Below are 25,164 nucleotides of genomic sequence, written 5' to 3'. Positions count from 1 at the left end.
TGGCCTCCGACGCAGGCCGCAAAAAACCGCAGGCATGGCACCTGCGGTCTTCGTGGTCTCAGCGCTGTCGGCTCAGAGCCCCTGAGCGCTGGCGATCTCATCAGACCAGCCCATCGTCAGCCCGCCGGGGCCGCGAATGATCGGGCGTTTCATCAGGGTCGGCTGTGCGGCAAGCTGCGCCTCCGCCTCTGATTCGCGCAGGAAGTCAGAGAGCGAGCGCCAGGTGGTCGATTGTCGGTTGATGATCGCAGGCCCGAATTCCGTCACCAGCTCGTCAATCTCAGCCTCGCTCAGAGGGTCTTTGCGCACATCGCGAAAGCTGACCTCAATGCCCTCATTTGCAAAGGCTTTCAGCGCCTTTTTGCAGGTGTCACAGGTCGGAATTCCGTAAAGGATCATCTTAATTTCCTAAAATCGCCACGACATAGGCCTGGGTCTCGGCATAGGGCGGCACACCGCCGTGCTTCTCCACGGCCCCCGGCCCCGCATTATAGGCCGCAAGCGCGTGGCGCCAGTTGCCGAAGCGCGCATACATCATCTTCAGATAGCGCGCGCCGCCGTCCAGATTTTGGTGCGGATCGGCGATGTTCACTCCAAGCTGGCGTGCCGTATCGGGCATCAGCTGCGCCAGACCCGTCGCGCCCTTGTGCGAGATCGCCGCCGAATTGAACCCTGATTCCCGCTGCACGAGGCGCAGGAACAGATCTTCCGGGATGCCGTGTTTGCGCGCCGCCGTGCGTGCCACCGTCAGCCACTCACCGCGGTATCGGCCCGCATAACGGGGAATCATCCCTGAGGTTGAGGTCGTTGCCGATTTTTTCGCGCGGGGCGTGAGGCGGGCGGAATTTTCGTATTGCCGCGACAGCCTTGTGTCAAGAAGTCGCGTCTGTTGGGAAAACAAGGCTTTACGGTTGTTGCCTGCCCCCGCCCGATTGCGGTCCTGCGCGCTGGCCGCGCCTGCGCTGATCATCAGCAGAACCAGCCCTGCTCCAACCCACTGCCTGCGCATCTGTGCCTCTGACACCCCGTTACCTGAGGCGTATCTTACCCGCTGCTGCCAAAGGAGACAGCCCCCGTTTTCAAGGCGGCAATTCTCTGCCAAAGTTGCACCGTGCCGCCACATTAGCTACACAGGCCAGACCGCCGGGCACAGCCCTGGCGCATCCCATTATTTACAGAGGTCCCGCATATGGCAGGTTCGGTCAACAAGGTCATTCTCATCGGCAATCTCGGCCGCGACCCCGAGGTCCGCAGCTTCCAGAACGGCGGAAAAGTTGCCAACCTGCGCATCGCCACCTCTGAGACCTGGAAAGACCGCCAGACCGGTGAGCGCAAAGAGCGCACCGAGTGGCACACGGTCGTCCTTTACAGCGAACCCCTCGTCCGCCTTGCCGAGCAGTATCTGCGCAAAGGCTCCAAGGTTTACATTGAGGGCAAGCTTGAGACCCGCAAATGGCAGGACCAGTCCGGCCAGGACCGCTATTCGACCGAAATCGCACTGCGTCCCTTCGGCGGCGAACTGACGATGCTCGACGGTCGTGGTGAAGGCGGCGGTGGCGGTGGTCAGGGCGGCGGCGACTTCGGCGGCGGCAACGACTTTGGCGGCGGTCAGGGCAATTATGGCGGTGGCAGCGGCGGCGGCAGCTATGGTGGCGGTCGCCCCCAGGGCAGCAGCCAGCAGGCCCCGCGCGACACCGGCTTTGACGACGAAATCCCGTTCTGAACGGGGCTGCAGGCCGGATTGTAGACTGACACGCCACCTCGCCTCTGTGAGGTGGCGATCCTGGCTGACATCCTCCTCACCTGCTCACAGGTCTTCGTGAGCAGGTGAGACGCGCGACATTGTGCCAGCCAAAAAACAGACCCCCTAAAGGATCCGTTGGTGCCGGCTCGCCAGTGGTGACATGGTCCTGAGGCCTTGGGCTTGCAGGATTGCCGTTCATGAGACGCGGCTGACAGTCTGTCATGGCCAGGCCTGAACCGGAAGCGGCTGTGCAAAGATATGGCTTCGCGCCGCGATTGCCCCCCCGATTTTCAGCAGTCCTGAGCATCCGTTCACAGTCAGCCAAGCGTTAAGGCGCGCCTGCGGTCGGCGCACTCCTTCCCGGGATCCACGGCCGACTCCCGCGCTCAGGGGCTGACGCATCTCCCATAAGCCGAAGCACCGATAAGCCGAGGCACCGACCTCCTCAGGCAGCGCAATGGCTCGGGACGCGCAAGCAGCCTCAAAACCAGCCCGACCTGAGCTGCCCGCTTCATATAATTTAAGTGAACATCAAGGTTCAGCGGATAAATGCCGAAGACGGGCGGTTTCAACCGGCGCAGAAAGCGGATTTGTGCCCGCCCGGGTCAAAGGCCGCTCTCAGCGTCACGTCGGGGCTTTCTCCTGGCCTTTGCTTGCACGACATATCAGGGGTGTTTTAGTAAATGGTAGCCTTCGTTGTCAGAAACTCTGCGCCAGAAACTGGCACGGGACATTGCCTCCCGTGTCCCTGATGTCACACCGGATTCTCCCGCGCAAACCGCTGCGGCAGGGATCTGGGAAAAGCGGCGGAACAGGCTTGAGCTGAGGCTGCGGCTGCACCGCGCTCTGGCAGGATTTCCCCTGGCGGGCGGGGGCTTTCAGGCCAGGATGGCCCGCAAAGTCGCGAAATATGAACTCCGCCTGCAGGACATGCGTCGCGAGCTTCTGAGCCCCGGGGTCCCTGTCCCCGCGCTTGCGGCGCTGGCACCGACTGCGCCGCCGCCGCTTGATGAGGCGCAGTGGCAACTGATGCGGGGTGGCAGCCGCCGTATCCTGTCGCCCGACAGCGCTGAGCGGCCGGATGTCTCGGTGATCATCCCGGTCTATAACCAAAGCCCCTATACCCTCGCCTGCCTGCGCAGCCTGTTGGTTCATGACACCACGCGCCGCTTTGAGGTGATTGTGGTGGATGACTGCTCGACCGATGACACCGCCTTGCAGATGCGGCGTATCCCTTGGGTACACTACCTGCCGCAGCAGGTGAACGGCGGCTTTATCGCCAGCTGTAATGCCGGTCTCGCGCGCGCGAGGGGGGAGTATGTGCTTTTCCTCAACAATGACACCGAGGTTCTGCCGGGCTGGCTGGATGAGCTGTCAGAGACTTTTGTGAACTTTCCCTCCGCCGGGCTGGTGGGATCTGTGCTGATCTATCCCAACGGGGTGTTGCAGGAATCAGGCGGTATCGTCTGGCGCGACGGGCAGCCCTGGAACTATGGCCGCAACGCCACGCCGCGCGACCCGCAGGTCAGCTATGCCCGGCCGGTGGCCTATTGCTCGGGCGCCTCGATCATGCTGCCCCGCGCGCTCATCGAGGGCTTCGGCGGCTTTGACCGCCATTTCGCACCGGCCTATTACGAGGACACCGATCTTGCCATGAAAGTGCGCGAGGCGGGGCTGACGGTCATGGTGCAGCCGCTGTCAAAGCTTATTCACTATGAGGGCATTACTTCCGGCACCGACACCACCCGCGGGGTCAAAGCCTATCAGGTGGTGAATGCTGAGAAATTCTTCGCCCGCTGGCAGACCACTTTGCAAAGCCACCCCGATCGCACTGTGCTGCTCTCTGATGCGAAAGACTTTGACCTCGGGCCGCGCCTTCTGGTGATCGCCGGGGCGGGGGCGGCGGATCCCGCCGGAGAGGCCCGCAGTCTGATGCTCGACGCTCAGGCGCTTGGCTGGCAGGTCACCTTCCTGCCGGAGGCCCGGCTGAGCCAGGGCCTGGCCGATGCGGAGGATCTGCAGCGGCGCGGGATTGAGGTGCTTTACGCCCCCTATTGCCCCTCGGTTGAGCAGCATCTGCAGGGCTACGGCCCGCGATATACCGCGGTCGCCCTGCCTGGCAGCAAGGAGGCGCAGCCTCATCTTGCCAGCTATGCGCCTCAGGCGCGGTTGATCCGGAGGGCCGCAGATCTGCGCGGATCCTGACGCGCGCCCTTCCACCAGCAAGAGGGGCATATTGAAAAAGGGCTGCTCTCGCAGCCCTTTTGTCATTTTACCGCTTCTGATCTGCGCCATTCGCCATAGCCGGGATCATCGGCCATAAAGGCTTCGATCTCTGAGGCACTGGCTGTCAGCTGCGGGTCATGCTTCAGATAGGCGCGGGTCTCCCGCACCACGAGGCCTGAGAGGATCAGCAGACCAATCAGGTTCGGGATCGCCATCAGACCATTGGTGACATCCGAAAAGTTCCAGACCACGCCCAGTTCCACCGTGCAGCCGATATAGACCACGGCAGAGAAGAACAGCCGAAACGGCCCCACGGCGCGGCGCCCAAAGAGCCGCTCAATATTGCGCTCACCGTAATAGGCCCAGCCGAGCACGGTGGAATAGGCAAAGAGCACCAGACCCAGGGTCACGATCCAATGCCCCCAGTTCCCCGGCAGACCATGGCTGAAGGCCGCACCCGTCATGACCGAAGCCGGGATCTGCGCCCCCGTGGCGGGATCGACTTCCGCCCAGACGCCGGTGGTGACGATCACCAGGCCGGTGCAGGAGACCACAATGATGGTGTCGATAAACGTCTGCGTCATCGAGACCAGCCCCTGACGCACCGGATGGGTGGTCTGGGCCGAAGCCGCGGCAATGGCGGCCGAGCCCATACCGGATTCGTTGGAAAAGATCCCCCGCGCCACACCAAACTGCACCGCGATCATAATGGTCGAGCCCGCAAAGCCCCCAACCGCCGAATGCCCCGTGAAGGCCGAGGAGAACACCAGCCCCAGAGCCGCAGGCACATCCGCGATATTCACCGCCAGGATGAACAGCGCGCCCAGCACATAAAAGACGATCATCACCGGCACAAAGGCCGCCGTCACCCGCCCGATCGAATGGATGCCACCAACGAGCACCGCAAGGGTCAGCACCGCCAGCACCAGACCGGTCAGCCCATGCGGCACGGCAAAGCTTGCCTCAAGGTTTGAGGCAATCGAATTGCCCTGGGTCATATTGCCGATGCCGAAACAGGCAAAGACCGCGAAAATCGCAAAGCTCAGCGCAAGGGTCCTGCCCAGCGGACCTTTGATGCCGCGTTCCAGGTAATACTGCGGACCGCCGGATTTCTCTCCCGCCGCATCGGTGGTGCGAAAGCGGACCCCAAGAAAAGCCTCACTGTATTTGGAGGCCATGCCAAGGATCGCCGTCACCCACATCCAGAACAGCGCGCCGGGGCCGCCGATGCTGATGGCCGTCGCCACACCGACGATATTGCCGGTGCCGACGGTGGCCGCCAGCGCCGTGGTCAGCGCCTGATACTGCGAGATATCCCCTTCGCCCGCGTCGTCTTTGCGGCGCAAAAGACCAAGGTTCAGGGCGGGCAGCAGATAAAACATCTGTAAAAGCCGCAGCCTGAAGGTCAGATAAAGCCCCGTTCCAAGCAGCAGCGGGATCAGAAGCCAGGGGCCCCAGATGACGGCTCCGATCCGACCCAAAAGTGTTTCCAGCTGTGCGAGATCCATAGCGCTCCTCCTGCGTTGTCCATGTCAGGCACCGCCGGAGGCAGTGCCCTCACACTCTCCCTTGCCACATCACGCCCCGCGCTGCAGCGCCGCGGGGCGCGACAATTTGGCACGGTTGCGCTCAGCGCAAAGGAGGTGCCCCCCAGGCGTTCCCCCCAGGCTCACCCGGACGGCTGCACCACCAGATCAGCAGGACCGTCATCACAAACTGCGCGGCCAGCACCAGCAGGATGCCGTTAACTCCAAGAAACGTTGCAAGGCTCAGCAGGGTGTCAGACTCCGCACCGGCTTTTTCAAGGGTGGCAAAGGCAAGGATGCCCGAAAACACCCCCACCATGCCAAGGATGTTCAACCCAACCGGCACCAGCGCCAGCCAGCCGGGACGGCCGGTGTCATGCAGCCGACGCCAGGCGACAGCCAGCAGCGGAAAAAAGACCACAAGGCTGAAGATCCCCGAGAGCGGGCTTCCCAGCAGCAGCGTCTGCCCCGGCAAGTTGAAAACCAACTCATCCAGAAGCGTCAGAACGGTATTGGTCACAAAGGCAAAGAGCACAAACCACCAGAATTCAGGCCGCGCCGCGCGCCCCGTGAAGGTGAAAAACTTCGAAAAGCAGCTGCGGATCGACTCGATAAATCCCATGAGCGGACCTTTCAGGGTCAGAAGGGCAAAAGATAAAAACGCGGTGCAAGTCTTTGCGCGGCCTTACCTTCTGTCAAGTCACCCCGCCGGGGCCGGGGGCTCCCCCTCGCGCGCGGGCTCCGAAATGCAACAGGCCTCCCCCAAGGGGGAGGCCTGAGCAGATTTAAGGCAGATGACGCTCAGAGCGAGGCGTCAAGCGCTGCGACGATGGCATCGCCCATGGCCGAGGTCGAGATCGGCGTGCCGCCCTCAGGACCCATCAGATCGGCGGTGCGCAGACCATCGGCCAGCACTTTCTCAACGGCTTGCTCAAGGCGCGCCGCCTCATCGCCCAGATCAAAGCTGTAGCGCAGCGCCATGGCAAAGGAGAGCACACAGGCAATCGGGTTGGCTTTGCCCTGACCCGCGATATCCGGGGCCGAGCCATGCACCGGCTCATAAAGCGCTTTCGGACGGCCATTGGCCATCGGTGCGCCAAGGCTGGCCGAGGGCAGCATGCCCAGCGAGCCGGTAAGCATCGCCGCCGCATCCGACAGCAGATCCCCAAAGAGGTTGTCGGTCACGATGACGTCGAACTGCTTGGGCCGGCGCACCAGCTGCATCGCGCCGTTGTCGGCATACATATGGCTCAGCTCAACATCGGGGTATTCTTTGTCGTGCACTTCCTGGACGACTTCGCGCCAGAGAATGCCCGATTCCATCACATTGGCCTTCTCCATCGAGCAGACCTTATTGCCGCGCTTGCGGGCCAGCTCAAAGGCCGAACGGGCAACGCGGGCGATCTCGGATTCGGTGTAACGCTGGGTGTTGATGCCCACGCGCTCATTGCCTTCGGTGAAAATGCCGCGCGGCTCACCGAAATAAACCCCCGAGGTCAGCTCGCGCACGATCATGATGTCGAGACCGGCGACCACGTCTTTTTTCAGCGACGAGAAATCTGCCAGCGCGTCAAAGCACTGCGCCGGGCGCAGGTTCGAAAACAGATCCATCTCTTTGCGCAGACGCAGCAGGCCGCGCTCGGGCTTGACCGAGAAATCGAGATTGTCGTATTTCGGGCCACCCACAGCGCCGAGCAGAACCGCATCAACGCTTTGCGCTTTCGCCATGGTGTCGTCATGCAGCGGCGTGCCGTGTTGGTCATAGGCGCAGCCGCCGACCAGGTCCTCAGAGACGTCGAAGGTAATCCCGCGCTTGTCCCCCATCCATGCAATGACCTTTTTCACTTCGGTCATAACTTCCGGGCCAATGCCGTCACCGGCGAGGATGAGCAGAGAGGGGTTCACCACGATATATCTCCTTCCTGAGGGTTGGCTTCGGCCTATCCCCCGGGGCCAGGAGGGTCAAGAGAGAGCCGGGCGGTCGCACCCCTTCCCGGCAATTTTACGGCAGTTTCAACACGGTTTCCGCAATAAGAATGCGGGCAGCAAAGCGCGCCTGTGGCAGATCTTCCGCGCCTGTGGTGCACTGCGGCCCGGCCCAGTGATGTGAGGTCAGGATCGCAACGCCCCCCGGCGTCTCACATCCCGCCGAAAACGGCGGGCCGATCAGCCCAGCCGTATCCCCCGCCTCCCGCGCCGGATGGCCGATATAGAGAAGCGGGCCAGGAGGTTTGTCCGCCAGCCAGTGCCGCCAGAACAGCACCTCATCGCGGTTGCGCGCCGCACCGGAAAAGCGCAGATAGCCCGCGCCATGGATCAGCAGGACTATTCGCCCGGCCTCCGGATGCTCGACCTCAACCACCCAATGGGCGGAGGTGGAGAGCCGCTGCCCTGCCCGCACCGCGCCGCCGCTCTGCCCCGGCAGATCCTGCCAGAGATAGCCTGAATGATCCTCGCGCAGATGCAGCGGAAAGCGCGACAGCAGTGCCATGGCCCCATCCCCGGAAAAGAGCCCCCAGCCCTGCAGATCACGGGGCCCCGCAGCCTTGCCGTCGCCGTCTAAATCCAGCTCCGCAATCAGCCCGCGGTTTTGCACCGGAGACACCAGGTAAGCGTATTGCGGACCGCCGCCTTCGGCAAGAAAGCCCGCAAAGGCTTTCAGCGCAAGTGTTTGATAATCGTGATCAAAGCGCGTCAGCAGCAGGATGTCCGGACGATGCTCGCGGATGACATCCCGAAGATGCAGCAGCGGCGGCGCTTTTGCAGCCCGGATCTCACTGAGCAAAAGCCCCGGGCCCTCGCGCGACAGATCCGCATTCCAGACCGCAAGGCGCAGCGGGTCAGCTTTGCCCGGCGCGCCCCATAAGCTCAGGCAGGCACAAAGCGCTGCCCCGGCCCGGCGGTATCTGCCAGGCGGCGCTGCTCGCGGATCATCGCGGCGATGCGGTTCATGGCGATGCCGCGCATAAAGAGAGAGGCAGGCAAAAAGCACCAGGCAGCAATCCCCCAGATCAGCATCTGCGGGTCCGGAAGCATAACGGGCGGCAGGCTGCCCGCTGCCTGCGCCATACCGAGCAGGATCAGGAATGGCAGCATAAAGCCTAACAAAATGTTAACGCGGGCATCGCGCTCCAGCCGGTAAACCACATCGCGGCCCGCGGTCGGATCAAACGTCGGCAGGTTCACCCAGACATTGAAGCTGGTCCCCCGCCCCGGCCAGCGCCCGCTGCGCATCAAAAACACAAAGATCACCAGGCTGATCAGCGAAACCAGATAGCTGATCCCCGCAGCCGCGCGCACCCGGTCCAGATGCTCGGGCGGCATCTCTGACGAGAGGGCACCGATAACCAGCCGCACCGGGCTGAAGGGGAAATCAATCGCGCCGCCGATCGTCTGCCCGAGATGCCCCAGCAGCGAGGAGAGCAGGCTTGGCACAACCTCACCGCGCTCAATCAGCGATAAAATCGCCACCGTCACGAAAAGCATCGCAAAGCGCAGCCGGTTAAAGGGCGACGCGTCGCGAAATTCAATCAGACTGGGATAGAGGGCGCCATATTCCACCAGCACCAGACCGCCCGCAAAAAGGGCAAGCAGCGCGATGATCTGACGGGTGTCGGCATCACTTTCAAGCAGCATCGAAGGCAAAGCAATCAGCAGCATAACCAGCACCATGCGCACGAATGCACCGGTGAAACGCGTGATCATGGTTACGTCTTCCTCCCTCGGGCGGAAGGTGCGCCGGTCTGTCTGCACGATCTCTGCCTGTCTCCGCTCATCACGGCGGATTGCCTTAATTTTGCCCAAATCCTGCCCGCTCCCTCCCGTCCGCGCAACTACACCGATAGCAGAACAGCGGATTGCGGCAGAAAAGCGAACAACCTGTCGCCCGATTGCATCATTTTTTACAAATGAAAAGGGCCGCCATTCCTTACCTGGCGGCCCTTTTCCTTATTTCACTGCGGCCGTTTTCAGACCCAGGGACGTTTTGTCCCGGCGGTTTGCTCAAAGGCGTCGATCGAGGAAACCTTCTCAAGGCTGAGGCCGATGTCATCCAGACCGTTCAGCAGGCAGTGCTTTTTGAAGGCATCCACCTCAAAGCTGAAGACCTGACCATCCGAGGAGGTCACGGTCTGCGCCGCCAGATCGACGGTCATGCGGGCATTGGCGCCTTTGCGGGCGTCCTCCATCAGGATCCCGACCTGCTCTTCGGACAGACGGATCGGCAGGATGCCGTTCTTGAAGCAGTTGTTGAAGAAGATGTCAGCAAAGCTCGTCGAGATGACGCAGCGGATGCCGAAATCCAGCAGCGCCCAGGGCGCATGCTCGCGCGAGGAGCCACAGCCGAAGTTATCGCCGGCGATGATGATTTCAGCGCTGCGGTAAGCGGGCTGGTTCAGCACGAAATCCGCGATCTCGCTGCCGTCCTGGTTAAAGCGCATCTCATCAAACAGGTTCTTGCCAAGGCCCGAACGCTGGATGGTTTTGAGAAACTGTTTGGGGATGATCATATCGGTGTCGATATTGACCAGCGGCATGGGCGCCGCGATCCCGGTGAGGGTGGTGAATTTATCCATGTCAGATGCCTGTCACAATTTGCGCAGCGCCAGCCCCAGACCGACCAGGGCAACACCGGCAGAAAGAAGTTCGACCGCCAGCAGCGTGCCCAGAAGCACCGTGCTCGCCGTGGCCGGAGAGAAGAAGACGTAAAGACCAAGCCCCAGCGACAAAAGCCCCGTCAGCGCCAGCAAAAGCGGGCTGGCCTGCTGGCGCAGCCGCCAGGCCAGCATCAGCCGCACCACACCAGAGGCCAGAAAGAAGCTGCCCGCGATAATGGTCAGCGACACCAGCCCCGCCAGCGGATCCGCAAGGATCGCCACGCCAAGGACAAGCTGCAGCAGCGCCAGAAACGCCACCCAGCCGCGCCTGGGCATGCCCTGTTGCGAGAAGGCACCAAAGAGACCAAAGGCCCCCGCGATCAGGAAAGCCGCCCCCGTGAAGGTGGTGACGGCAATCCCCGCGGGAAGCGGGAACAAAAGCGCAATCATGCCACCCAGAAGGGCCAGCACACCGGCAGTCAGAGCAATCGTCGAGCCTTTCATTTCCGTTCCCTGTCGCTGGTTGATCTTATACCCCCTGCGGGGCCTGTCTCAGACGGTCTCTGCCATCAGCTCGCGCACATCGGTCAGATACCCGGTGACGGCGGCTGCCGCAGCCATGCCGGGGCTCAGCAGATGGGTGCGCCCGCCGCGGCCCTGACGGCCCTCAAAGTTGCGGTTCGAGGTGGCCGCGCAACGCTCGCCCGGTGCCAGCTGGTCGGGGTTCATCGCCAGACACATCGAGCAGCCGGCCAGACGCCATTCAAAGCCCGCATCAAGGAAGATCTGTGCCAGCCCCTCAGCCTCGGCCTGCGCCCGCACAAGACCCGAGCCCGGAACGACCATGCCGCGCACGCCCGGTGCGATCTTTTTGCCCTTCAGCACTTCGGCTGCAGCGCGCAGATCTTCGATCCGGCCGTTGGTGCAGGAGCCGATGAAGACGGCATCAATTTTGATGTCCTTCAGCGGCGTGCCCGGCTCAAGGCCCATATAGTCCAGCGAGCGGCGGGCCGCTTCAATCTTACCACCGGTGAAGCTTTCGGGATGCGGCACAACGCCCGAGATCCCGAGCACATCCTCGGGCGAGGTGCCCCAGGTCACAACCGGCTCAATCTCTTCGCCCTTCAGCACCACGACCTTGTCGAAATGCGCGCCCTCATCGGTGAAGAGGGTTTTCCAATAGGCGATCGCGGCGTCGAGCTGCTCGCCTTTCGGGGCATGCGGACGGCCGGTGACATAGGCGAAGGTCTTCTCATCGGGCGCGATCAGACCAGCGCGGGCACCGCCCTCGATGGCCATATTGCAGACCGTCATACGGCCTTCCATCGACAGATCCCGGATCGCTTCGCCGCAATATTCGATGACATAGCCGGTGCCGCCGGCGGTGCCGGTTGCCCCGATCACCGACAGGGTGATGTCTTTCGCGGTCACACCGGGGCGCAGTTTGCCGGTGATTTCCACTTTCATATTCATCGATTTCTTCTGGATCAGCGTCTGGGTGGCCAGAACATGCTCCACCTCAGAAGTGCCGATGCCATGCGCCAGAGCGCCAAACGCGCCATGGGTGGCGGTATGGCTGTCGCCGCAGACCACGGTCATGCCCGGCAGCGTCCAGCCCTGCTCGGGGCCGACGATATGCACGATGCCCTGACGGATGTCGCTGACGGGGTAATAGTTGATGCCGAAGTCTTTGGCGTTTTTATCAAGCGCCTCGACCTGGATCCGCGATTCCTCGTTGTCGATGTGGGTGTCACGGCCCTCAGTGGTGGGGACGTTGTGATCCGGCACAGCGATGGTCTTCTCCGGCGCGCGCACTTTACGGCCCGCCATCCGCAGACCTTCAAAGGCCTGGGGGCTGGTCACTTCATGGACCAGATGGCGGTCGATATAAAGCAGGCAGGTGCCGTCTTCGGACGTATGAACGACGTGGTCGTCCCAGATTTTGTCATAGAGCGTGCGCGGAGCGGTCATGGCTCATCTCTCGATTTGGCTTAGTCAGGGAAAGCGCGTGCGAAACGGCAGCACGCGCGCAGACGCGTGAAAGATCCGGCTTCAGCGAAGTCGCGAAATCGACGCCCGGTCGTTGCGGGCGAAACGCTGCGGCAGGCGCGCGTGATCTGTGATGTCGAAATAGATCATCATGGAGGATCAGATAGGCTGAAACGGCCTTTGGCGCAAGTATCTTTCCTCAGACGAGGCATTTGCGCATTAATTCCTGCCGCGCATCAGATCTCCTGCATCGGCGCGGCCGCGGGGGGCTTATATCAGCCCGTTCACGATTATGCGGAGCGCAAGTCTATCCGCTTGCAGCTGCGACATAGCGGCCTTAGAAAGCCCCTTTGGCCCGGGGGCGTTGTTTCCAACGCCTGTGACTGCTATTTTAGGGCTTATACCCGGTGCCGGGGTTCTGCGGCACGTTGCTGGAGGTTAGTCCCCTGTCTCACTCCGATCCTGCGACCGGCCTGCCGGTCGGTCCCCGCGAGGGCCGCACAGTCCCCGCAGACTTTACCGCAAAAGACGTCCTCGATGCCGTGCTGGCTTCGCTTGACGACGACAAAGCCGAAGAAATCGTCGAGATCGACCTGCGTGGTCGCTCCGATGTCGCGGATTACATGGTGATCTGCTCGGGCCGCTCAAGCCGTCAGGTCGCTGCCATCGCAGAAAAGCTGTCGGAACGTCTCAAAGAGCAGTTCCGCATCTTCGCGAAGATGGAAGGCAAAGAGACCGCCGACTGGGTGCTGGTCGATTCAAGCGATGTCATCGTGCATATCTTCCGTCCGGAAGTGCGCGAGTTCTATCAGCTTGAGAAGATGTGGATGCCCGGCGCGGCACATACCACGCCGCGCTGATGCGTGTGCAGATCTGCGCAGTGGGCCGGCTTCGCTCCGGCCCAGAGCGCGCCCTGACCGACGATTATCTTGAGCGCTTCGCCCGCACCGGCCGCAGCCTCAGCCTTGGGCCTGCGACCGAACATGAGGTCGAGGACAAGAAGAACATGGGCATGGGTGCCGAAGCGCAGCTGCTTGCCCGTGCCATTCCCGCCAATGCCTTTATCGTGGTGATGGATGAACGCGGCACGGTGCATTCAAGCCCCGAGTTTGCCGATCATCTGCGCCGCTGGCGTGATGCCGGTCATCAGGACCTCGCCTTTGTCATCGGCGGTGCCGACGGCATTGACCCGGCGCTGCGCGCCCGCGCGGGCCATGCGATCAGTTTCGGGCGGATGGTCTGGCCGCATATGCTGGTGCGCGTGATGCTGGCCGAACAGCTCTACCGCGCGACGACCATTCTCTCCGGCGGGCCCTATCACCGCAGCTGAGGGATTTGGCCCTTTTCTGTGACATTTTCGACGAAAATTACGTCATTCCAAGCGAAATCCATGAAAATCTTGCGACACCGGCAACCGGGGCGCATCCTTGAAGTTGGATGGCGGAGACCATTCAATTTGGAGGAAAGGTAATATGGGTATCGAAAGTCTTATCATTATGCTCGTCATCGGCGCCGTTGCGGGCTGGCTGGCGGGTCAGATCGTCTCGGGCTATGGCTTTGGCCTCGTTGGAAATATTGTCGTCGGCATCCTGGGTGCTTTCATCGCCGGGCTGATCTTCCCGCGCATCGGCTTTATGACCGACGGTGGCATCCTGGCCGCGATCATCCACGCCGTCATTGGTGCGATCATTCTTTTGCTGCTGTTGCGCCTTGTCAAACGCGCCTGAAGCGCCGACAAAACATCCTGCCGGAACGGGCGGCCTCAGGGGGTCGCCCGTCTGATCTGAAAGACCTGACGTGCCTGCTTTAACCGATATTTTCGCGCTCCTTGAGGCCAATGGCATCGGAGCCTGGCTGATCCTCTTTGCGCTTCTCGGGATCATTCTCAAACGGCTCTGGCCAGCGCCCGGAAAACCCATCCTGGTCGACGGCTCAAATGTGCTGCACTGGGCGAACAACAACCCCGATCTGCGCGCGCTGCGCCGCGTTATCACCCTGTTGCAACAAAGCGGCTATCGTCCCGAGGTGGTCTTTGACGCCAATGTCGGCTGGCTGGTCTTTGACCGCTGGAGCGGGCCGGAGATGCTGGCGCCCCATATCGGCGTTCAGCCGCGCGACATCACCGTGGTCGGCAAGGGCAAAATCGCAGATCTGGAGCTTCTGGAGCGGGCAAAGCGGCGCAAGCTGCGTATTGTCACCAATGACGGCTACCGCGACTGGATCCTTAAATATCCCATGCTGCGCCGGGGCGATGTGCTGGTACGGGGCCGGGTCGGGCTGACCGGGGCCGAGCTGGATCTGGCCAACGCCCGCTCCGCGGGCCGGGACGCCCGCAGATAGATCGTCATCGCCTGTCGTAGCTCCGCTCAGCATCATCTGAGCGGGCCAAGGCTCTTAGCACCCATAACCGCGACCTAGCTTTGACAGAGCCGGTGTTGCAGCGGGCGCCACCCGCATCACTTCGCGCTGCGACGCCGCTTCACGCCGCCGCGCTGGCCGGGACGACCGGCGGTAGAGCGGCCGCGCGCCGAAACCGCCTCTTCCACCGCCTCCTCGATCACCGACTGCCGCGCCAGCGGATCGTCCGAGACGGCCAGTTCCACCGCCTCAAGCCGTTTCACCTCATCGCGCAGGCGGGCGGCCTCTTCGAACTCAAGGTTCTCAGCGGCTTTTCGCATCTGCAGCCGCAGGGCCTCAAGATGCGCCGAGAGGTTGGAGCCAACCAGCGGCCTGTCGACCTTCGCCGTAACGCGGCTCTGGTCAGTGTCGCCCTGCCAGAGGCCCGCCAGCACGTCCTCGACGTTTTTCTTCACGGTCGCGGGGGTGATGCCGTGTTTGACGTTATAGGCCATCTGCTTTTCGCGCCGCCGGTCGGTCTCCGCCATGGCGCGTTCCATCGAGCCGGTGATCCTGTCGGCATACATGATGACCCGGCCATCGGCATTGCGCGCCGCCCGCCCGATGGTCTGCACCAGCGAGGTCTCTGAGCGCAAAAAGCCCTCTTTGTCGGCGTCCAGAATGGCCACCAGACCGCATTCGGGAATATCAAGGCCTTCGCGCAGCAGGTTGATGCCGATCAGCACATCAAAAGCCCCGAGCCGCAGATCGCGCAGAATCTCAATCCGCTCAATGGTGTCGATGTCGGAGTGCATATAGCGCACCCGCACCCCCTGCTCGTGCAGATATTCGGTCAGATCCTCCGCCATCCGTTTGGTCAGCGTGGTGACCAGGATGCGCAGGCCCTGCTGCGCCACGATGCGGATCTCAGAAAGCACATCATCGACCTGAGTTTTCACCGGGCGGATCTCAATCACCGGATCAAGCAGCCCGGTCGGGCGGATCACCTGTTCGGCAAAGACGCCGCCCGCCTGTTCCATTTCCCATTTCGCGGGCGTGGCCGAAACGAAGACCGACTGCGGCCGCATCGCATCCCATTCCTCAAATTTGAGGGGGCGGTTGTCCATGCAGGAGGGCAGCCGGAAGCCGTGTTCCGCCAGCGTCATCTTGCGCCGGAAGTCGCCTTTATACATGCCGCCGATCTGCGGCACCGAGACATGGCTTTCATCGGCAAAGACGATGGCATTATCGGGGATGAACTCAAAAAGCGTCGGCGGCGGCTCACCGGGCGCGCGGCCCGTCAGATAGCGCGAATAGTTCTCAATCCCGTTGCAGACCCCGGTGGCCTCCAGCATCTCAAGGTCGAAATTGGTGCGCTGCTCCAGCCGCTGGGCCTCTAGCAATTTGCCTTCCTCGTTGAGCTGTTTCAGCCGGTGAAACAGCTCATCTTTGATGCCTTTGATCGCCTGCGACATGGTCGGGCGCGGGGTGACATAATGGCTGTTGGCATAGATGCGGATCTGCTCAAAGGAGGCGGTTTTCGCCCCGGTCAGCGGATCAAATTCTGTAATGGTTTCCAGCTCTTCTCCGAAGAAGCTGAAGCGCCAGGCGCGGTCCTCAAGGTGGGCGGGCCAGACCTCGACCACATCACCGCGCACGCGGAAATGGCCGCGGTGAAACCCCGCCTCATTGCGCTTATACTGCTGCGCGACCAGCTCGCGGATGAACTCGCGCTGGTCGTAAAACGCGCCGACCTTCAGGTCCTGCGTCATGGCCGAATAGGTCTCAACCGAGCCGATACCATAGATACAGGAGACCGAGGCCACAATGATCACATCATCGCGCTCCAGCAGCGCCCGGGTGGCCGAGTGGCGCATCCGGTCGATCTGCTCGTTGATCTGGGATTCCTTCTCAATGAAGGTATCGGTCCGGGCGACATAGGCCTCGGGCTGGTAGTAATCGTAGTAAGAGACGAAATATTCGACGGCATTGTCAGGGAAGAAGCCCTTGAACTCGCCATAAAGCTGCGCAGCCAGGGTCTTGTTGGGCGCAAGGATGATCGCCGGGCGCTGCGTATGCTCAATGACCTTGGCCATGGTGAAGGTCTTGCCGGTGCCGGTCGCCCCCAGAAGCACCTGATTGTGCTCTCCCGCGCCAACCCCCGCCACCAGTTCGGCAATCGCTGTCGGCTGGTCGCCCGCCGGCTCAAAGGGGGTTTGCAGCACAAAGGCCCGCCCGCCTTCCAGCTTGGGGCGGCTCAGCACATCAGGGCGCTCGGTCAGGGCATTCATGTTATTATGGGGCATAACGTCTCCGCAGGCTCAGCCCCACAAATGGGGTCAGTTGCCCCCGTCGTGCAAGAGGCTGGCCCGCTTCTCTGCCCTTGCCTTCATCGCGGTGCGCCAGATTGTGAAAAGACCCGCGCCGATCACCACCGGCGTGCCCATCAGAACAGAGGTCTTCAGCTCTTCATTAAAGACAATCACCCCGATGAAAGAGACAAAGACAAGCTGCGTATAGGCAAAGGGCTGGATCACGCTCGGCTCTGCCGCCTCAAAGGCCATGATCATCAGCCAGTGCGCCAGCATCCCCGTCACACAAAGCACCGCCATCCAGGGCCAGTCCGCCAGGGCAATCGGCTCAATATTCGCAAGTCCCGGAGGCGTCATGACAATGCCGCCGACAAAGCCGACCCAGAACAGCGAAACCGCCGCGCTGTCGGTGCGGCTGACAAGGCGCGTCACCACGCCGTAAGTGGCGAACATGAAAGACGAAATCAGCACCAGAAGCGACATCAGCGAAAAGCTGTCCGCCCCCGGCTGGAGAATGATCAAAACCCCGATAAAGCCCACCCCGATCGCCAGCCAGCGCCGCCAGCCGACCTTCTCGCCAAGGATCGGCACCGAGAGCGCCGCGCCGATCAGCGGCGCGGAGGCAAAGATCGCATGGGTATTGATCAGACCGATTTTGGTGAAACAGGTCACAATCAGGCAGGTCTGCGCCACCAGAAGCACCGAGCGAAAGATCTGCAGCCGCGGCATGCCGCTGCGGATCGCTGAGCGGAAATCCGGGCCCCGCTTCATCGCCAGCAGCATCACGGCCGCGAACATCACCTGAAAGCGGATCATCATCACGAACCAGACGTTGTAGCTTTCAACGAGATGGCGCGAGATTGCATCCTGAACCGCGAAGATCATCACCGCGAGAAGCATCAAAATGATGCCGCGTCCGGGATTGCTGGCTTTATCCATGTCTCAGTTTCCGATTTTGCCGGGTCTCACCCGGATCAGCGTGCTCAGACCTGCCAGCACGATGACGCCTGCCCCGACCAGGGTCATAAATTCAACGGGTTCACGGAAGACGAGGATCCCCATGATCGTCACAAAGACCAGTTGCAGATAGGCAAAGGGCTGCACGACATTGGCCTCCGCTTTGGTATAGCAGCGGATGATCAGCCAGTTGGCAAGGATGGCCACCGCCCCGTTGGCCACGGTCAGCCCCCATTGCGTGGCGGGCATCGGCTCGCGGAACCAGATCCCGCCCAGTGTCATCAGACCCGCGCCAAGGATGCCCGACCAGAAGAACGAAACAAAAGCCCCCTCCTGCCGCGTCGCGAGCCGCGTCAGCACGGTATAAAGCGCGAAAAGAACCGCCGCCAGCAGCGGCAGCAGCGCCAGAGCAGAGAAGAGATCCGAGCCCGGCCGCAGGATCAGCAGGATGCCGCAGAACCCCGCCCCGATCGCCATCCACTGCGAGACCGACACCCGCTCTCCCAGCACCGGCCCGGCAAGCGCTGCCACCAGCAGCGGGCAGATCTGAAAGACGGCATGGGTATTGATCAGCCCGATCAGCGTAAAGCTGAGCACGATCACCAGGATCTCCGCCACATGCAGCACAGCCCGCGACAGATGCAGACCGGGGCGGCGCAGCGAAACGGCGGCACGAAACCCCTCAGGCTTGCGCCAGGCCATCAGCAGAACAAAAGCTGCGAAGAACCAATAGCGCAGCATGATGGTGAACCAGACCGTGGTTTGACCCGCCAGATAGCGCGACAATCCGTCCTGAACGGTGAAGGCCGCAACGCCCACCACCATCAGCCAGATCCCGGCGCGATTGTCGCTGGCGCTCATCTCAGCTGCGGACCCCGCGGCTCATATGGCGCTTGTAGCCAAAGCCAGGGGCCCGCTCGACCGCAAAGCCCGCCTCCCCCAGAGCGCGGCGCACATGGCCCGCGGCGGTATAGGTGGCAAAGCTGCCGCCCGGGGCGGTATGGGCCCCGACTTCGGCCATCAGATCCGCGCCCCACATCTCGGGATTTTTCGCAGGCGAAAAGCCATCCAGATACCAGGCATCCGCGCGCCCGGACCAGGCGGGCAGCGTTTCGCGCACATCGCCGATCACGATCTCGGCCCGCAGCCCCGGCAGGGTGATGACCCGCGCGCCTGCGGCCCATTGCTCAAGGAAGGGGGCGGCCACCGCATGGGCCTCGGGGAAGGCGCGGAGTGCGCGGTCAATCTCCTCCGCTTCCAGCGGATAGCCCTCAAAGCTGGTGTAGTTCATCTCGCCCTGAAAGCCGTGATCGCGCAGCGCAATCCAGGTCGCCAGCATATTCAGCCCGGTGCCAAAGCCCAGCTCCGCAATCCCGAAGCCATCGCGAAACCGCGCGGGCAGATCATTGCCGCCCAGAAACACATGCCGCGTCTCGGCAAGGCCATTTCCAAGGCTGAAATAGGGGTCGTCAAACCGCAGCGAGACGGGCACATCGCCCTCTTTCCACTCAAGACCCGAAGTGCTGCCTGCGGTCATCTTTCCTCTTGTCCTCAACTGGCTGCGCGCCGAAATTGCGGCGCAGTCTCTGCACTTCTCTGCCCCTCTGTGAACAAAGGCAAGCCATGACCGATCTGACTGTTCTTGGTGCCGGAATCTTCGGCCTTTCGGTGGCATATGAAGCAGCAAAGCGCGGCGCCAGAGTGCAGGTCATCGACCCCCATGGCCCCGGAGCCGGGGCCTCCGGCGGCGTCGTGGGCGCACTGGCCCCCCATGCCCCGGAAAACTGGAAACCCGCCAAAGCGCTGCAGCTGCAGGCGCTGCTTTCGGCCGGAGCGTTCTGGCGCGGTGTCGAAGCGGCGGGTGGTCAGCCTGCGGGCTGGGCGCGCACCGGCCGGGTGCAACCGCTGAAGGACGCCCGCGCGGTGGAACTGGCGCAGGCGCGCGCGCTTGAGGCAGAGAGCCTCTGGCAGGGGCAGGCGCGCTGGTTTGTGCGCGAGGCCGGTCGCCCGCTTGATCCGCAAAGCCCCACGGGGCTGGTGGCGCAAGATGATCTGACGGCGCGCATCCATCCCCGCATGGCGGTTCCTGCCCTGGTGGCGGCGCTGACCCGTCTGGGCGGTGAGGTGCTGCGCACGGGTGATCTGCGCGGGACGGTGGTCCATGCCACCGGCGCGGCGGGGCTGCGAGAGCTTTCAGAGACCTTCGGCCGCCCCATCGGGCGCGGTGAAAAGGGTCAGGCGGCGCTGCTGGCCTTCTCTGCCCCGGAGGCACCGCAGGTCTATGCGCCGGGGCTGCACCTCGTCTTTCACGCCGATGGCACCACCGGTCTCGGCTCCACCTCAGAGCGCGATTACGACGATCCTGAGAGCACCGATGCCCGGCTTGAGGCGCTGCTGGAACTGGCGGTTCAGACCCTGCCTGCGCTGAAAGACGCGCGGGTCATAAGCCGCTGGGCCGGAGAGCGACCGCGCGCTGCGACGCGCACGGTCTGCCTTGCGCCCTGGCCGGGGCGGGAGGGGCATTATATCGCCAATGGCGGCTTCAAGACCGGCTTTGCCATGGCCCCGCTGGCGGCAGGGCTGCTGTGTGACCTGATCTTTGAAGGCCGCGATGCCATCCCCGCGGCCTGGGCCCTGCCCGCCTGAGAAGAACGCCCCGGCTCAGATCGTGCTGACCGCACGTTTGGGCCGGGTGTCGACGCTGAGCTGGAACACATCGGGGCGCGAATAATGCCCGGTCGCGTCAAAGTCATATTTGCCGCGCGCGATCTCGCCCATGTCCAGATCGGCGTAAAGCACCGTCTCGCCCGCGAAATCCGGGCCCGCCAGCACCTGCCCCAGCGGCGAGATGATCGCCGAGCCGCCGCGCATCATCACCAGATCCGGATCATCGCCAAGCGCGCTCTCATGATCTCCGGCATAGGCTTTGCGGGTGATATGCTGACAGGCGGTCAGCACAAAGCAGCGCCCCTCCATGGCGATATGCTGCATGCTGGGGATCCAGGTGTCACGATCATCCGCCGTCGGCGCGCAATAGATCGTAACGCCCTGATGATACATATACATCCTGAGCGCGGGCATATAGTTTTCCCAGCAGATCACCGCCCCCACGGTGCCATAAGGCGTCTCAAAGACCGGCAGGGTTGAGCCATCGCCAAAGCCCCAGATCAGCCGCTCTGCCGCCGTGGGCATCAGCTTGCGGTGCTTGCCCACCAGCCCCTTTTCGCCGTCAAAATAAAGCGCCGTGCAATAGACGGTGCCACCGTCCCGCTCGATCACGCCGATGACGACGAACTGGCCGGTCTCGGCGGTGACCGCGGCGATCATCCCGACCTCAGGCCCGTCGAGATCAATCGCGGCGGCATGATAGCGGCGGTAAGCCTCGCGCCCCTCGGGGCGGCGCATGCCGATGGGGGCGCCGAATGAGGCCCCCTTGGGATAGCCGCCAAGCAGCGCCTCCGGAAACACCACCAGACGCGCGCCACCAGCTGCGGCCTCGCGCAGGGTGGTGACGACCTTTTCTGCAGTCGCCACCGAATCCTCAGGATATGCCGCGATCTGCGCCACAGCCACCCGAACCTTCTCCGTCATTCCATTCCTCCCCTGCTGCCCTCCCTGGCAGCGATGGAAAGGATGGAACGGGGAAAGCCGCGCGGTGACAAGAGCTTTGTCGCCTGCCCGCCTCAGCCGTCGGACTTCAGATCTCTGTAAAGGGATGTATTGGGGCAATAGCCCGGGGGATTTGCGGCCTGATCCTGACGGGCCTGAAGCCAGATGCGGCATTCCAGCTCTCCGCCGCATTCGCCACAGCGATGCGAGGCCAGCCGCAGTTCGGCGGGCGCAAGCCGACCCTGCTGCGCCTCCACCTGCAGATCCAGGCCAACGGCCTTCGCCATACGGTTCATACGGACATCATTGTCGGGACGGCGAAAGAGTTTCATCAGGTACCTGCACATCAGTCTGACCTGTGAGCTACAGGGCCCCGAGTGCTAAAACTTTGATCTTGATCAAACTTTTTACATAAATGCAGGTTTTGGACAAAATAAAACGGCCCTGCCCGGGGAGGGACAGGGCCGTCACATCCGCCACACCGCTCAAGGGGGAAGCAGGCGGGGGGCGGAGATACCGGGGCGGGACCAACTCCCCGAAAGGAGCCGGTCACGCCGCGCCGGAATTACTGCACCTGAGCGAAGGCAGCTTCGAAACGCTCAGCCGATTTTTTGTTGGTTTTCGCAGCTTTAGCTTCTTCGAGGTTTGCCGGAGCATCGCCAACCTGGATCAGCGCAACCATGCCCATCGAGAAGTGCGGGGTGCATTTCACACCGTAAACGCCCGGCTCGGTGACGGTCAGCTCAAAGTCTTCGTTCATCTTGCTTTTGAACTTCTCAACACCTTCCGGCAGCATGCCGGCGATGCTTTCGACGTTGTGGCTTTTGTCTTCAGCGATGAACTTAATGACGTCGCCCGGCTCAGCTTTGATGAAAGCCGGCTCAAAGACCATGGTGCCGGTCTCGCCTTTGTTGAGCATTTTCACTTCGTGCTCAGCAGCAAATGCCGGAGCGGTCAGGCCGAGGACCAGGGCCGAAGCCACGGCGAGGAAGGATTTTTTCATGTCTGTTCTCCAGAGTCACAACAAGCCGGTCAGTCAGTCACACCCCGTGAGCGGGGCAGAAAACCGGCTGTCTCGGATCTCGCGTCCTTGCGGGATGCGCCGGTTTGAAACCCAAGTCGGGATTGGTGCAAGCCGGTGCAAGACGGCTGCTTATTATGTCGCAGCCCGCGGGGGCAGGCCGGGTCAGGAACTTGCGCATAACCCCCGGGCAGCGACAGGAAATGTCGCCGGTATGCCATTGCACACCACTGCGATCACACCCACGTGAGCGCCTGCTGCGCCTTCGTCAGAGCGGACCTGCGGGCATCGCAAGGCTGCGGTGCGTCACAGCGCCTGCCGCGAATCGCGCCGGGGCTGCCGGGACCCCAATCGCGCTCTGAGGTGCCTCGCCTCAGAGCGCGGGTCATGGCACAAAGGCACAAATGAAAGGAGCCGCCATGCCCGAAGTCGTCATTCTGACCGGAGCCGGAATTTCTGCGGAAAGCGGACTTGAGACCTTTCGGTCTGAGGATGGTCTCTGGGCGCAGCACCGCATCGAAGATGTCTGCACGCCCGAAGCCCTGAGCCGCAATCCGGCGCTGGTGCATGAGTTCTACAACAAACGCCGCGCGGCCCTGGCCGGTGTTGCGCCCAATGCCGCCCATCTGGCGCTGGCAGAGTTCGCCGCAGAAATCCCCGGCGACCTGCTGGTCATCACCCAGAATGTCGATGATCTGCATGAACGCGCGGGCCAGACCGGGCTTTTGCATATCCATGGCGAGCTTCTCAGCCTGAAATGCAGCCGCTGCGACCACCGTCAGCGCTTCCCGGGCGACAGCACCCCGGATATCCCCTGCCCTGACTGCGGCACGGGCCGTCTGCGCCCCGACATCGTTTTTTTCGGAGAGATGCCCTGTTTTATGGAGCAGATCCAAAGCGCGCTCTCTGACTGCTCGCTTTTCATCGCCATCGGGACTTCGGGGAATGTTTATCCCGCCGCAGGTTTTGCCGAGCTTGCGCGCCATTACGGCGCGGAAAGCTGGCTGGTGAACCTGGACCCGCCCGAGAACCACCGCGATTTTCAGCGCTTTTTCCAGGGCCGCGCCGGAGAGCAGGTGCCTGAGATGCTGCGCGCGCTGCGCCAGAAGCTGGGCACCGCATGAGCGGTTTCAGCGCGTTTTCTGCCCGCAGCTACCGCTTTATCGCGCTGGATGTTGAGACGGCGAATTCTGACTGCGCCAGCATCTGCCAGATCGGTCTGGCGGGGGTGGGTTTTGATGGCAGCATCGCGACCTGGGTCTGCTATGTGGACCCGCGCGATTACTTTTCCTCGTTCAACACCCGGCTGCATGGCATCAGCGCAGAGACGGTCGCGGGGGCTGCGACCTTTGCGCCACTGTTGCACCGCCTGTCGCCGCTGCTGTCGCAGGTCACGCTGGTCCAGCATTCAAACTTTGACCGCGGCGCGATCCATGCCGCCTGCCGCAGCAACCGGATTGACGCGCCGGACTGGTCCTGGATCGACAGCGTCCGCGTGGCCCGCGCCGCCTGGCCTGAGTTTAAAGGCGCGGGCGGGCATGGGCTGGGGCATCTGAAAACACAGCTTAATCTGCAGTTCAACCACCACGACGCAGGCGAAGATGCCCGCGCCGCCGCCATGGTGGTTCTGAAGGCAGAAGCGCTGACGGGACGCAGTTTCACCGAGCTTGCCGCCCCCGCCTCCCGCAAAAAGACCGGAGCGGCACTGCAGAGCTGATCTGCAGCGCCGCAGGTCCTTAGCGCAGCAGCGCGGAGAGAAGCCCCACCACCGCGACCACCTGCAGGGTCCGGCTGTTCACCAGCACCAGGTGGTCATTGGCCACCCGGTATTCCTGACCGCGCGGCGGGGCGCGAAAGCGCGGGCCCGGCGTCGGGCGGAAGGGACGCGCCTCGCGCAGGTACTCTCCGATCCGCGGCGCACGCGGTGCCTTTTCCATCGGACGCCCCGGCTGCGGACGCGCCGCGTGATGCGGCCTCACGGGCTGCAGCTGCGGGCGCGGCGGCAGCGGCTTCGAATGCGGCTGATGATGCGCCTGCGGAGCGACCGGTCGCGGGGCCTGCCAGGCCATGGCTGGCACAGCGGGCAAAGCGAGGGCGGCACAGAGGGCCAGAGCGAGTGCAGCTTTCATCGTGATCTCCTTCAGATCTCAACCGGATCTGAAAGTAGAACGTCCCCTGCGGCCACTTCCGTCGCGCGGAACCAGGCTGATTTTCAACACAGACGGGAAACGCAAAACGCCCTCAGGAAAACCTGAGGGCGTTTTGAAAGTGGCGCGGTTGACGGGGCTCGAACCCGCGACCCCCGGCGTGACAGGCCGGTACTCTAACCAACTGAGCTACAACCGCGCTATGCGGGGATATTTACGGACAGCGGCCGGTGGCGTCAATGCGCTATCAGCAGGATTTTGATATATTTTTCAAAATACTGCGGGGCGTCTTTAATGTGATGGATGAAACGCAAAACGCCCTCAGGAAAACCTGAGGGCGTTTTGAGCGTGGCGCGGTTGACGGGGCTCGAACCCGCGACCCCCGGCGTGACAGGCCGGTACTCTAACCAACTGAGCTACAACCGCGCTGTGAGAGGGTGTCTAAGGGCAACGCCAGGCGGGCGCAATGGGGCGAATGCGAAAAATGCACGCCGCTCTGCATATTTTTGCACAGATTTGACACAGCCTGTCCCCCACAACCTCCGCCCCCCGTCTTCGTAGCGATGAGCGGCAGCACTGCGGTCAGCGCAGGGCCTGCGCCGCGCAAAACCCCAGCCGGAGAGCTGGCCCTTCGGCGCATAATTAAACACGGCCCGGGACGCAGGACGCAGGACGCAGGACGCAGGACGCAGGACGCAGGA

The 25,164-nt window shown here is 62.6% G+C and carries 27 protein-coding genes and 2 tRNA genes; 9 read left to right on the top strand and 20 right to left on the bottom strand.

The annotated features are described in order from the left end of the window. Positions 1 to 72 precede the first annotated feature (72 nt). Both EG244_RS09515 and EG244_RS09510 read right to left on the bottom strand, forming a co-directional pair. Complete coding sequence (locus tag EG244_RS09515; RefSeq protein ID WP_124964779.1) at positions 73 to 399, bottom strand: arsenate reductase family protein; 327 nt, start codon at positions 397 to 399, stop codon at positions 73 to 75. A gap of 1 nt (position 400) precedes the next feature. Beyond that, positions 401 to 1,009, bottom strand: a complete 609-nt coding sequence (locus EG244_RS09510; protein WP_124964778.1) for a lytic transglycosylase domain-containing protein — start codon at positions 1,007 to 1,009, stop codon at positions 401 to 403. Between the two features lie 180 nt (positions 1,010 to 1,189). Here EG244_RS09510 and ssb point away from each other — a divergent pair, with 180 nt between their 5' ends. Beyond that, positions 1,190 to 1,723 carry a single-stranded DNA-binding protein gene (gene ssb / locus EG244_RS09505; RefSeq protein WP_124964777.1) on the top strand — a complete coding sequence of 178 codons (534 nt, stop codon included), beginning with the start codon at positions 1,190 to 1,192 and terminating at the stop codon, positions 1,721 to 1,723. 909 nt (positions 1,724 to 2,632) lie between these two features. After that, complete coding sequence (locus EG244_RS09500; protein WP_124964776.1) at positions 2,633 to 3,949, top strand: glycosyltransferase family 2 protein; 1,317 nt, start codon at positions 2,633 to 2,635, stop codon at positions 3,947 to 3,949. A gap of 62 nt (positions 3,950 to 4,011) precedes the next feature. Here EG244_RS09500 and EG244_RS09495 read toward each other — a convergent pair whose 3' ends face one another. From EG244_RS09495 to leuC, 8 genes are all read right to left on the bottom strand, one after another. After that, positions 4,012 to 5,478 (bottom strand): alanine/glycine:cation symporter family protein, encoded by a 1,467-nt coding sequence (locus EG244_RS09495; protein WP_124964775.1) that lies wholly within the window; start codon positions 5,476 to 5,478, stop codon positions 4,012 to 4,014. A 121-nt stretch (positions 5,479 to 5,599) separates the two neighbouring features. Further along, positions 5,600 to 6,118 carry a DUF805 domain-containing protein gene (locus EG244_RS09490; RefSeq protein ID WP_124964774.1) on the bottom strand — a complete coding sequence of 173 codons (519 nt, stop codon included), beginning with the start codon at positions 6,116 to 6,118 and terminating at the stop codon, positions 5,600 to 5,602. 179 nt (positions 6,119 to 6,297) lie between these two features. Beyond that, positions 6,298 to 7,404 (bottom strand): 3-isopropylmalate dehydrogenase, encoded by a 1,107-nt coding sequence (gene leuB / locus EG244_RS09485; protein WP_124964773.1) that lies wholly within the window; start codon positions 7,402 to 7,404, stop codon positions 6,298 to 6,300. Between the two features lie 94 nt (positions 7,405 to 7,498). Next, the gene (locus EG244_RS21395) at positions 7,499 to 8,281 is read right to left on the bottom strand and encodes an endonuclease/exonuclease/phosphatase family protein (protein ID WP_325050388.1); all 783 of its coding nucleotides are present in this window, start codon (positions 8,279 to 8,281) and stop codon (positions 7,499 to 7,501) included. A gap of 83 nt (positions 8,282 to 8,364) precedes the next feature. Further along, positions 8,365 to 9,201: a hypothetical protein gene (locus tag EG244_RS09480; RefSeq protein WP_124964772.1), complete on the bottom strand. Its 837-nt coding sequence runs from the start codon at positions 9,199 to 9,201 to the stop codon at positions 8,365 to 8,367. A 263-nt stretch (positions 9,202 to 9,464) separates the two neighbouring features. Next, positions 9,465 to 10,070, bottom strand: coding sequence for a 3-isopropylmalate dehydratase small subunit (leuD, locus tag EG244_RS09475; RefSeq protein ID WP_124964771.1), 606 nt, complete (start codon positions 10,068 to 10,070; stop codon positions 9,465 to 9,467). A 12-nt stretch (positions 10,071 to 10,082) separates the two neighbouring features. Next, entirely contained in the window at positions 10,083 to 10,595 is a 513-nt protein-coding gene (locus EG244_RS09470; RefSeq protein ID WP_124964770.1) for an HdeD family acid-resistance protein, read from the bottom strand. A gap of 48 nt (positions 10,596 to 10,643) precedes the next feature. Beyond that, complete coding sequence (leuC, locus tag EG244_RS09465) at positions 10,644 to 12,062, bottom strand: 3-isopropylmalate dehydratase large subunit (RefSeq protein WP_124964769.1); 1,419 nt, start codon at positions 12,060 to 12,062, stop codon at positions 10,644 to 10,646. Between the two features lie 449 nt (positions 12,063 to 12,511). Between leuC and rsfS the strand changes: the two genes are divergently transcribed. The 4 genes from rsfS (at position 12,512) to EG244_RS09445 (ending at position 14,420) form a co-directional block, all read left to right on the top strand. Further along, on the top strand, positions 12,512 to 12,940 hold the full coding sequence (gene rsfS / locus EG244_RS09460) for a ribosome silencing factor (RefSeq protein ID WP_407644042.1): 429 nt from the start codon (positions 12,512 to 12,514) through the stop codon (positions 12,938 to 12,940). Next, entirely contained in the window at positions 12,940 to 13,410 is a 471-nt protein-coding gene (gene rlmH, locus EG244_RS09455; RefSeq protein ID WP_124964768.1) for a 23S rRNA (pseudouridine(1915)-N(3))-methyltransferase RlmH, read from the top strand. The genes rsfS and rlmH overlap by 1 nt, the downstream gene beginning before the upstream one ends. Positions 13,411 to 13,552: 142 nt before the next feature. Continuing rightward, entirely contained in the window at positions 13,553 to 13,807 is a 255-nt protein-coding gene (locus EG244_RS09450; protein ID WP_124964767.1) for a GlsB/YeaQ/YmgE family stress response membrane protein, read from the top strand. A gap of 70 nt (positions 13,808 to 13,877) precedes the next feature. Further along, a complete protein-coding gene (locus EG244_RS09445) occupies positions 13,878 to 14,420 on the top strand; it encodes an NYN domain-containing protein (RefSeq protein WP_124964766.1) in 543 nt (180 codons plus the stop codon). Between the two features lie 116 nt (positions 14,421 to 14,536). Here EG244_RS09445 and uvrB read toward each other — a convergent pair whose 3' ends face one another. Genes uvrB through mnmD form a run of 4 tightly spaced genes read right to left on the bottom strand, consistent with a single transcriptional unit; the run spans position 14,537 to position 19,223 of the window. Then, on the bottom strand, positions 14,537 to 16,723 hold the full coding sequence (uvrB, locus tag EG244_RS09440; protein ID WP_124964765.1) for an excinuclease ABC subunit UvrB: 2,187 nt from the start codon (positions 16,721 to 16,723) through the stop codon (positions 14,537 to 14,539). Between the two features lie 33 nt (positions 16,724 to 16,756). Further along, positions 16,757 to 17,668, bottom strand: a complete 912-nt coding sequence (locus EG244_RS09435) for a DMT family transporter (RefSeq protein ID WP_124964764.1) — start codon at positions 17,666 to 17,668, stop codon at positions 16,757 to 16,759. A gap of 3 nt (positions 17,669 to 17,671) precedes the next feature. Further along, positions 17,672 to 18,547, bottom strand: a complete 876-nt coding sequence (locus EG244_RS09430; protein ID WP_124964763.1) for a DMT family transporter — start codon at positions 18,545 to 18,547, stop codon at positions 17,672 to 17,674. Position 18,548: 1 nt separating this feature from the next. Then, positions 18,549 to 19,223 (bottom strand): tRNA (5-methylaminomethyl-2-thiouridine)(34)-methyltransferase MnmD, encoded by a 675-nt coding sequence (gene mnmD / locus EG244_RS09425; protein WP_124964762.1) that lies wholly within the window; start codon positions 19,221 to 19,223, stop codon positions 18,549 to 18,551. Between the two features lie 86 nt (positions 19,224 to 19,309). Here mnmD and EG244_RS09420 point away from each other — a divergent pair, with 86 nt between their 5' ends. Further along, complete coding sequence (locus EG244_RS09420) at positions 19,310 to 20,332, top strand: NAD(P)/FAD-dependent oxidoreductase (protein ID WP_124964761.1); 1,023 nt, start codon at positions 19,310 to 19,312, stop codon at positions 20,330 to 20,332. Positions 20,333 to 20,347: 15 nt separating this feature from the next. On the opposite strand, the gene EG244_RS09415 is transcribed toward EG244_RS09420, so the two are convergent. From EG244_RS09415 to EG244_RS09405, 3 genes are all read right to left on the bottom strand, one after another. Next, the gene (locus tag EG244_RS09415; protein ID WP_124964760.1) at positions 20,348 to 21,277 is read right to left on the bottom strand and encodes a carbon-nitrogen hydrolase family protein; all 930 of its coding nucleotides are present in this window, start codon (positions 21,275 to 21,277) and stop codon (positions 20,348 to 20,350) included. Positions 21,278 to 21,369: 92 nt separating this feature from the next. After that, entirely contained in the window at positions 21,370 to 21,627 is a 258-nt protein-coding gene (locus tag EG244_RS09410) for a DUF6455 family protein (RefSeq protein WP_124964759.1), read from the bottom strand. 233 nt (positions 21,628 to 21,860) lie between these two features. After that, positions 21,861 to 22,298, bottom strand: a complete 438-nt coding sequence (locus EG244_RS09405; protein ID WP_124964758.1) for a pseudoazurin — start codon at positions 22,296 to 22,298, stop codon at positions 21,861 to 21,863. 437 nt (positions 22,299 to 22,735) lie between these two features. Between EG244_RS09405 and EG244_RS09400 the strand changes: the two genes are divergently transcribed. Together EG244_RS09400 and EG244_RS09395 are read left to right on the top strand one after the other, a co-directional pair. Beyond that, positions 22,736 to 23,440, top strand: a complete 705-nt coding sequence (locus EG244_RS09400) for an NAD-dependent deacylase (protein ID WP_124964757.1) — start codon at positions 22,736 to 22,738, stop codon at positions 23,438 to 23,440. After that, positions 23,437 to 24,033, top strand: coding sequence for an exonuclease domain-containing protein (locus tag EG244_RS09395; protein ID WP_124964756.1), 597 nt, complete (start codon positions 23,437 to 23,439; stop codon positions 24,031 to 24,033). Before EG244_RS09400 ends, EG244_RS09395 begins: the two co-directional genes overlap by 4 nt. Positions 24,034 to 24,052: 19 nt before the next feature. Here EG244_RS09395 and EG244_RS09390 read toward each other — a convergent pair whose 3' ends face one another. From EG244_RS09390 to EG244_RS09380, 3 genes are all read right to left on the bottom strand, one after another. Beyond that, a complete protein-coding gene (locus EG244_RS09390; protein ID WP_124964755.1) occupies positions 24,053 to 24,445 on the bottom strand; it encodes a hypothetical protein in 393 nt (130 codons plus the stop codon). Positions 24,446 to 24,585: 140 nt separating this feature from the next. Next, positions 24,586 to 24,662 (bottom strand) — tRNA-Asp (locus tag EG244_RS09385). Between the two features lie 150 nt (positions 24,663 to 24,812). After that, positions 24,813 to 24,889 (bottom strand) — tRNA-Asp (locus EG244_RS09380). Positions 24,890 to 25,164 lie beyond the last annotated feature (275 nt).

It is taken from the genome of Falsigemmobacter faecalis (assembly GCF_003863335.1).
GTDB classification, from domain to species: domain Bacteria; phylum Pseudomonadota; class Alphaproteobacteria; order Rhodobacterales; family Rhodobacteraceae; genus Wagnerdoeblera; species Wagnerdoeblera faecalis.
The sequence above is the reverse complement of the archived record's forward strand: the minus strand, read 5'-3'. Positions and strand labels throughout refer to the sequence as shown.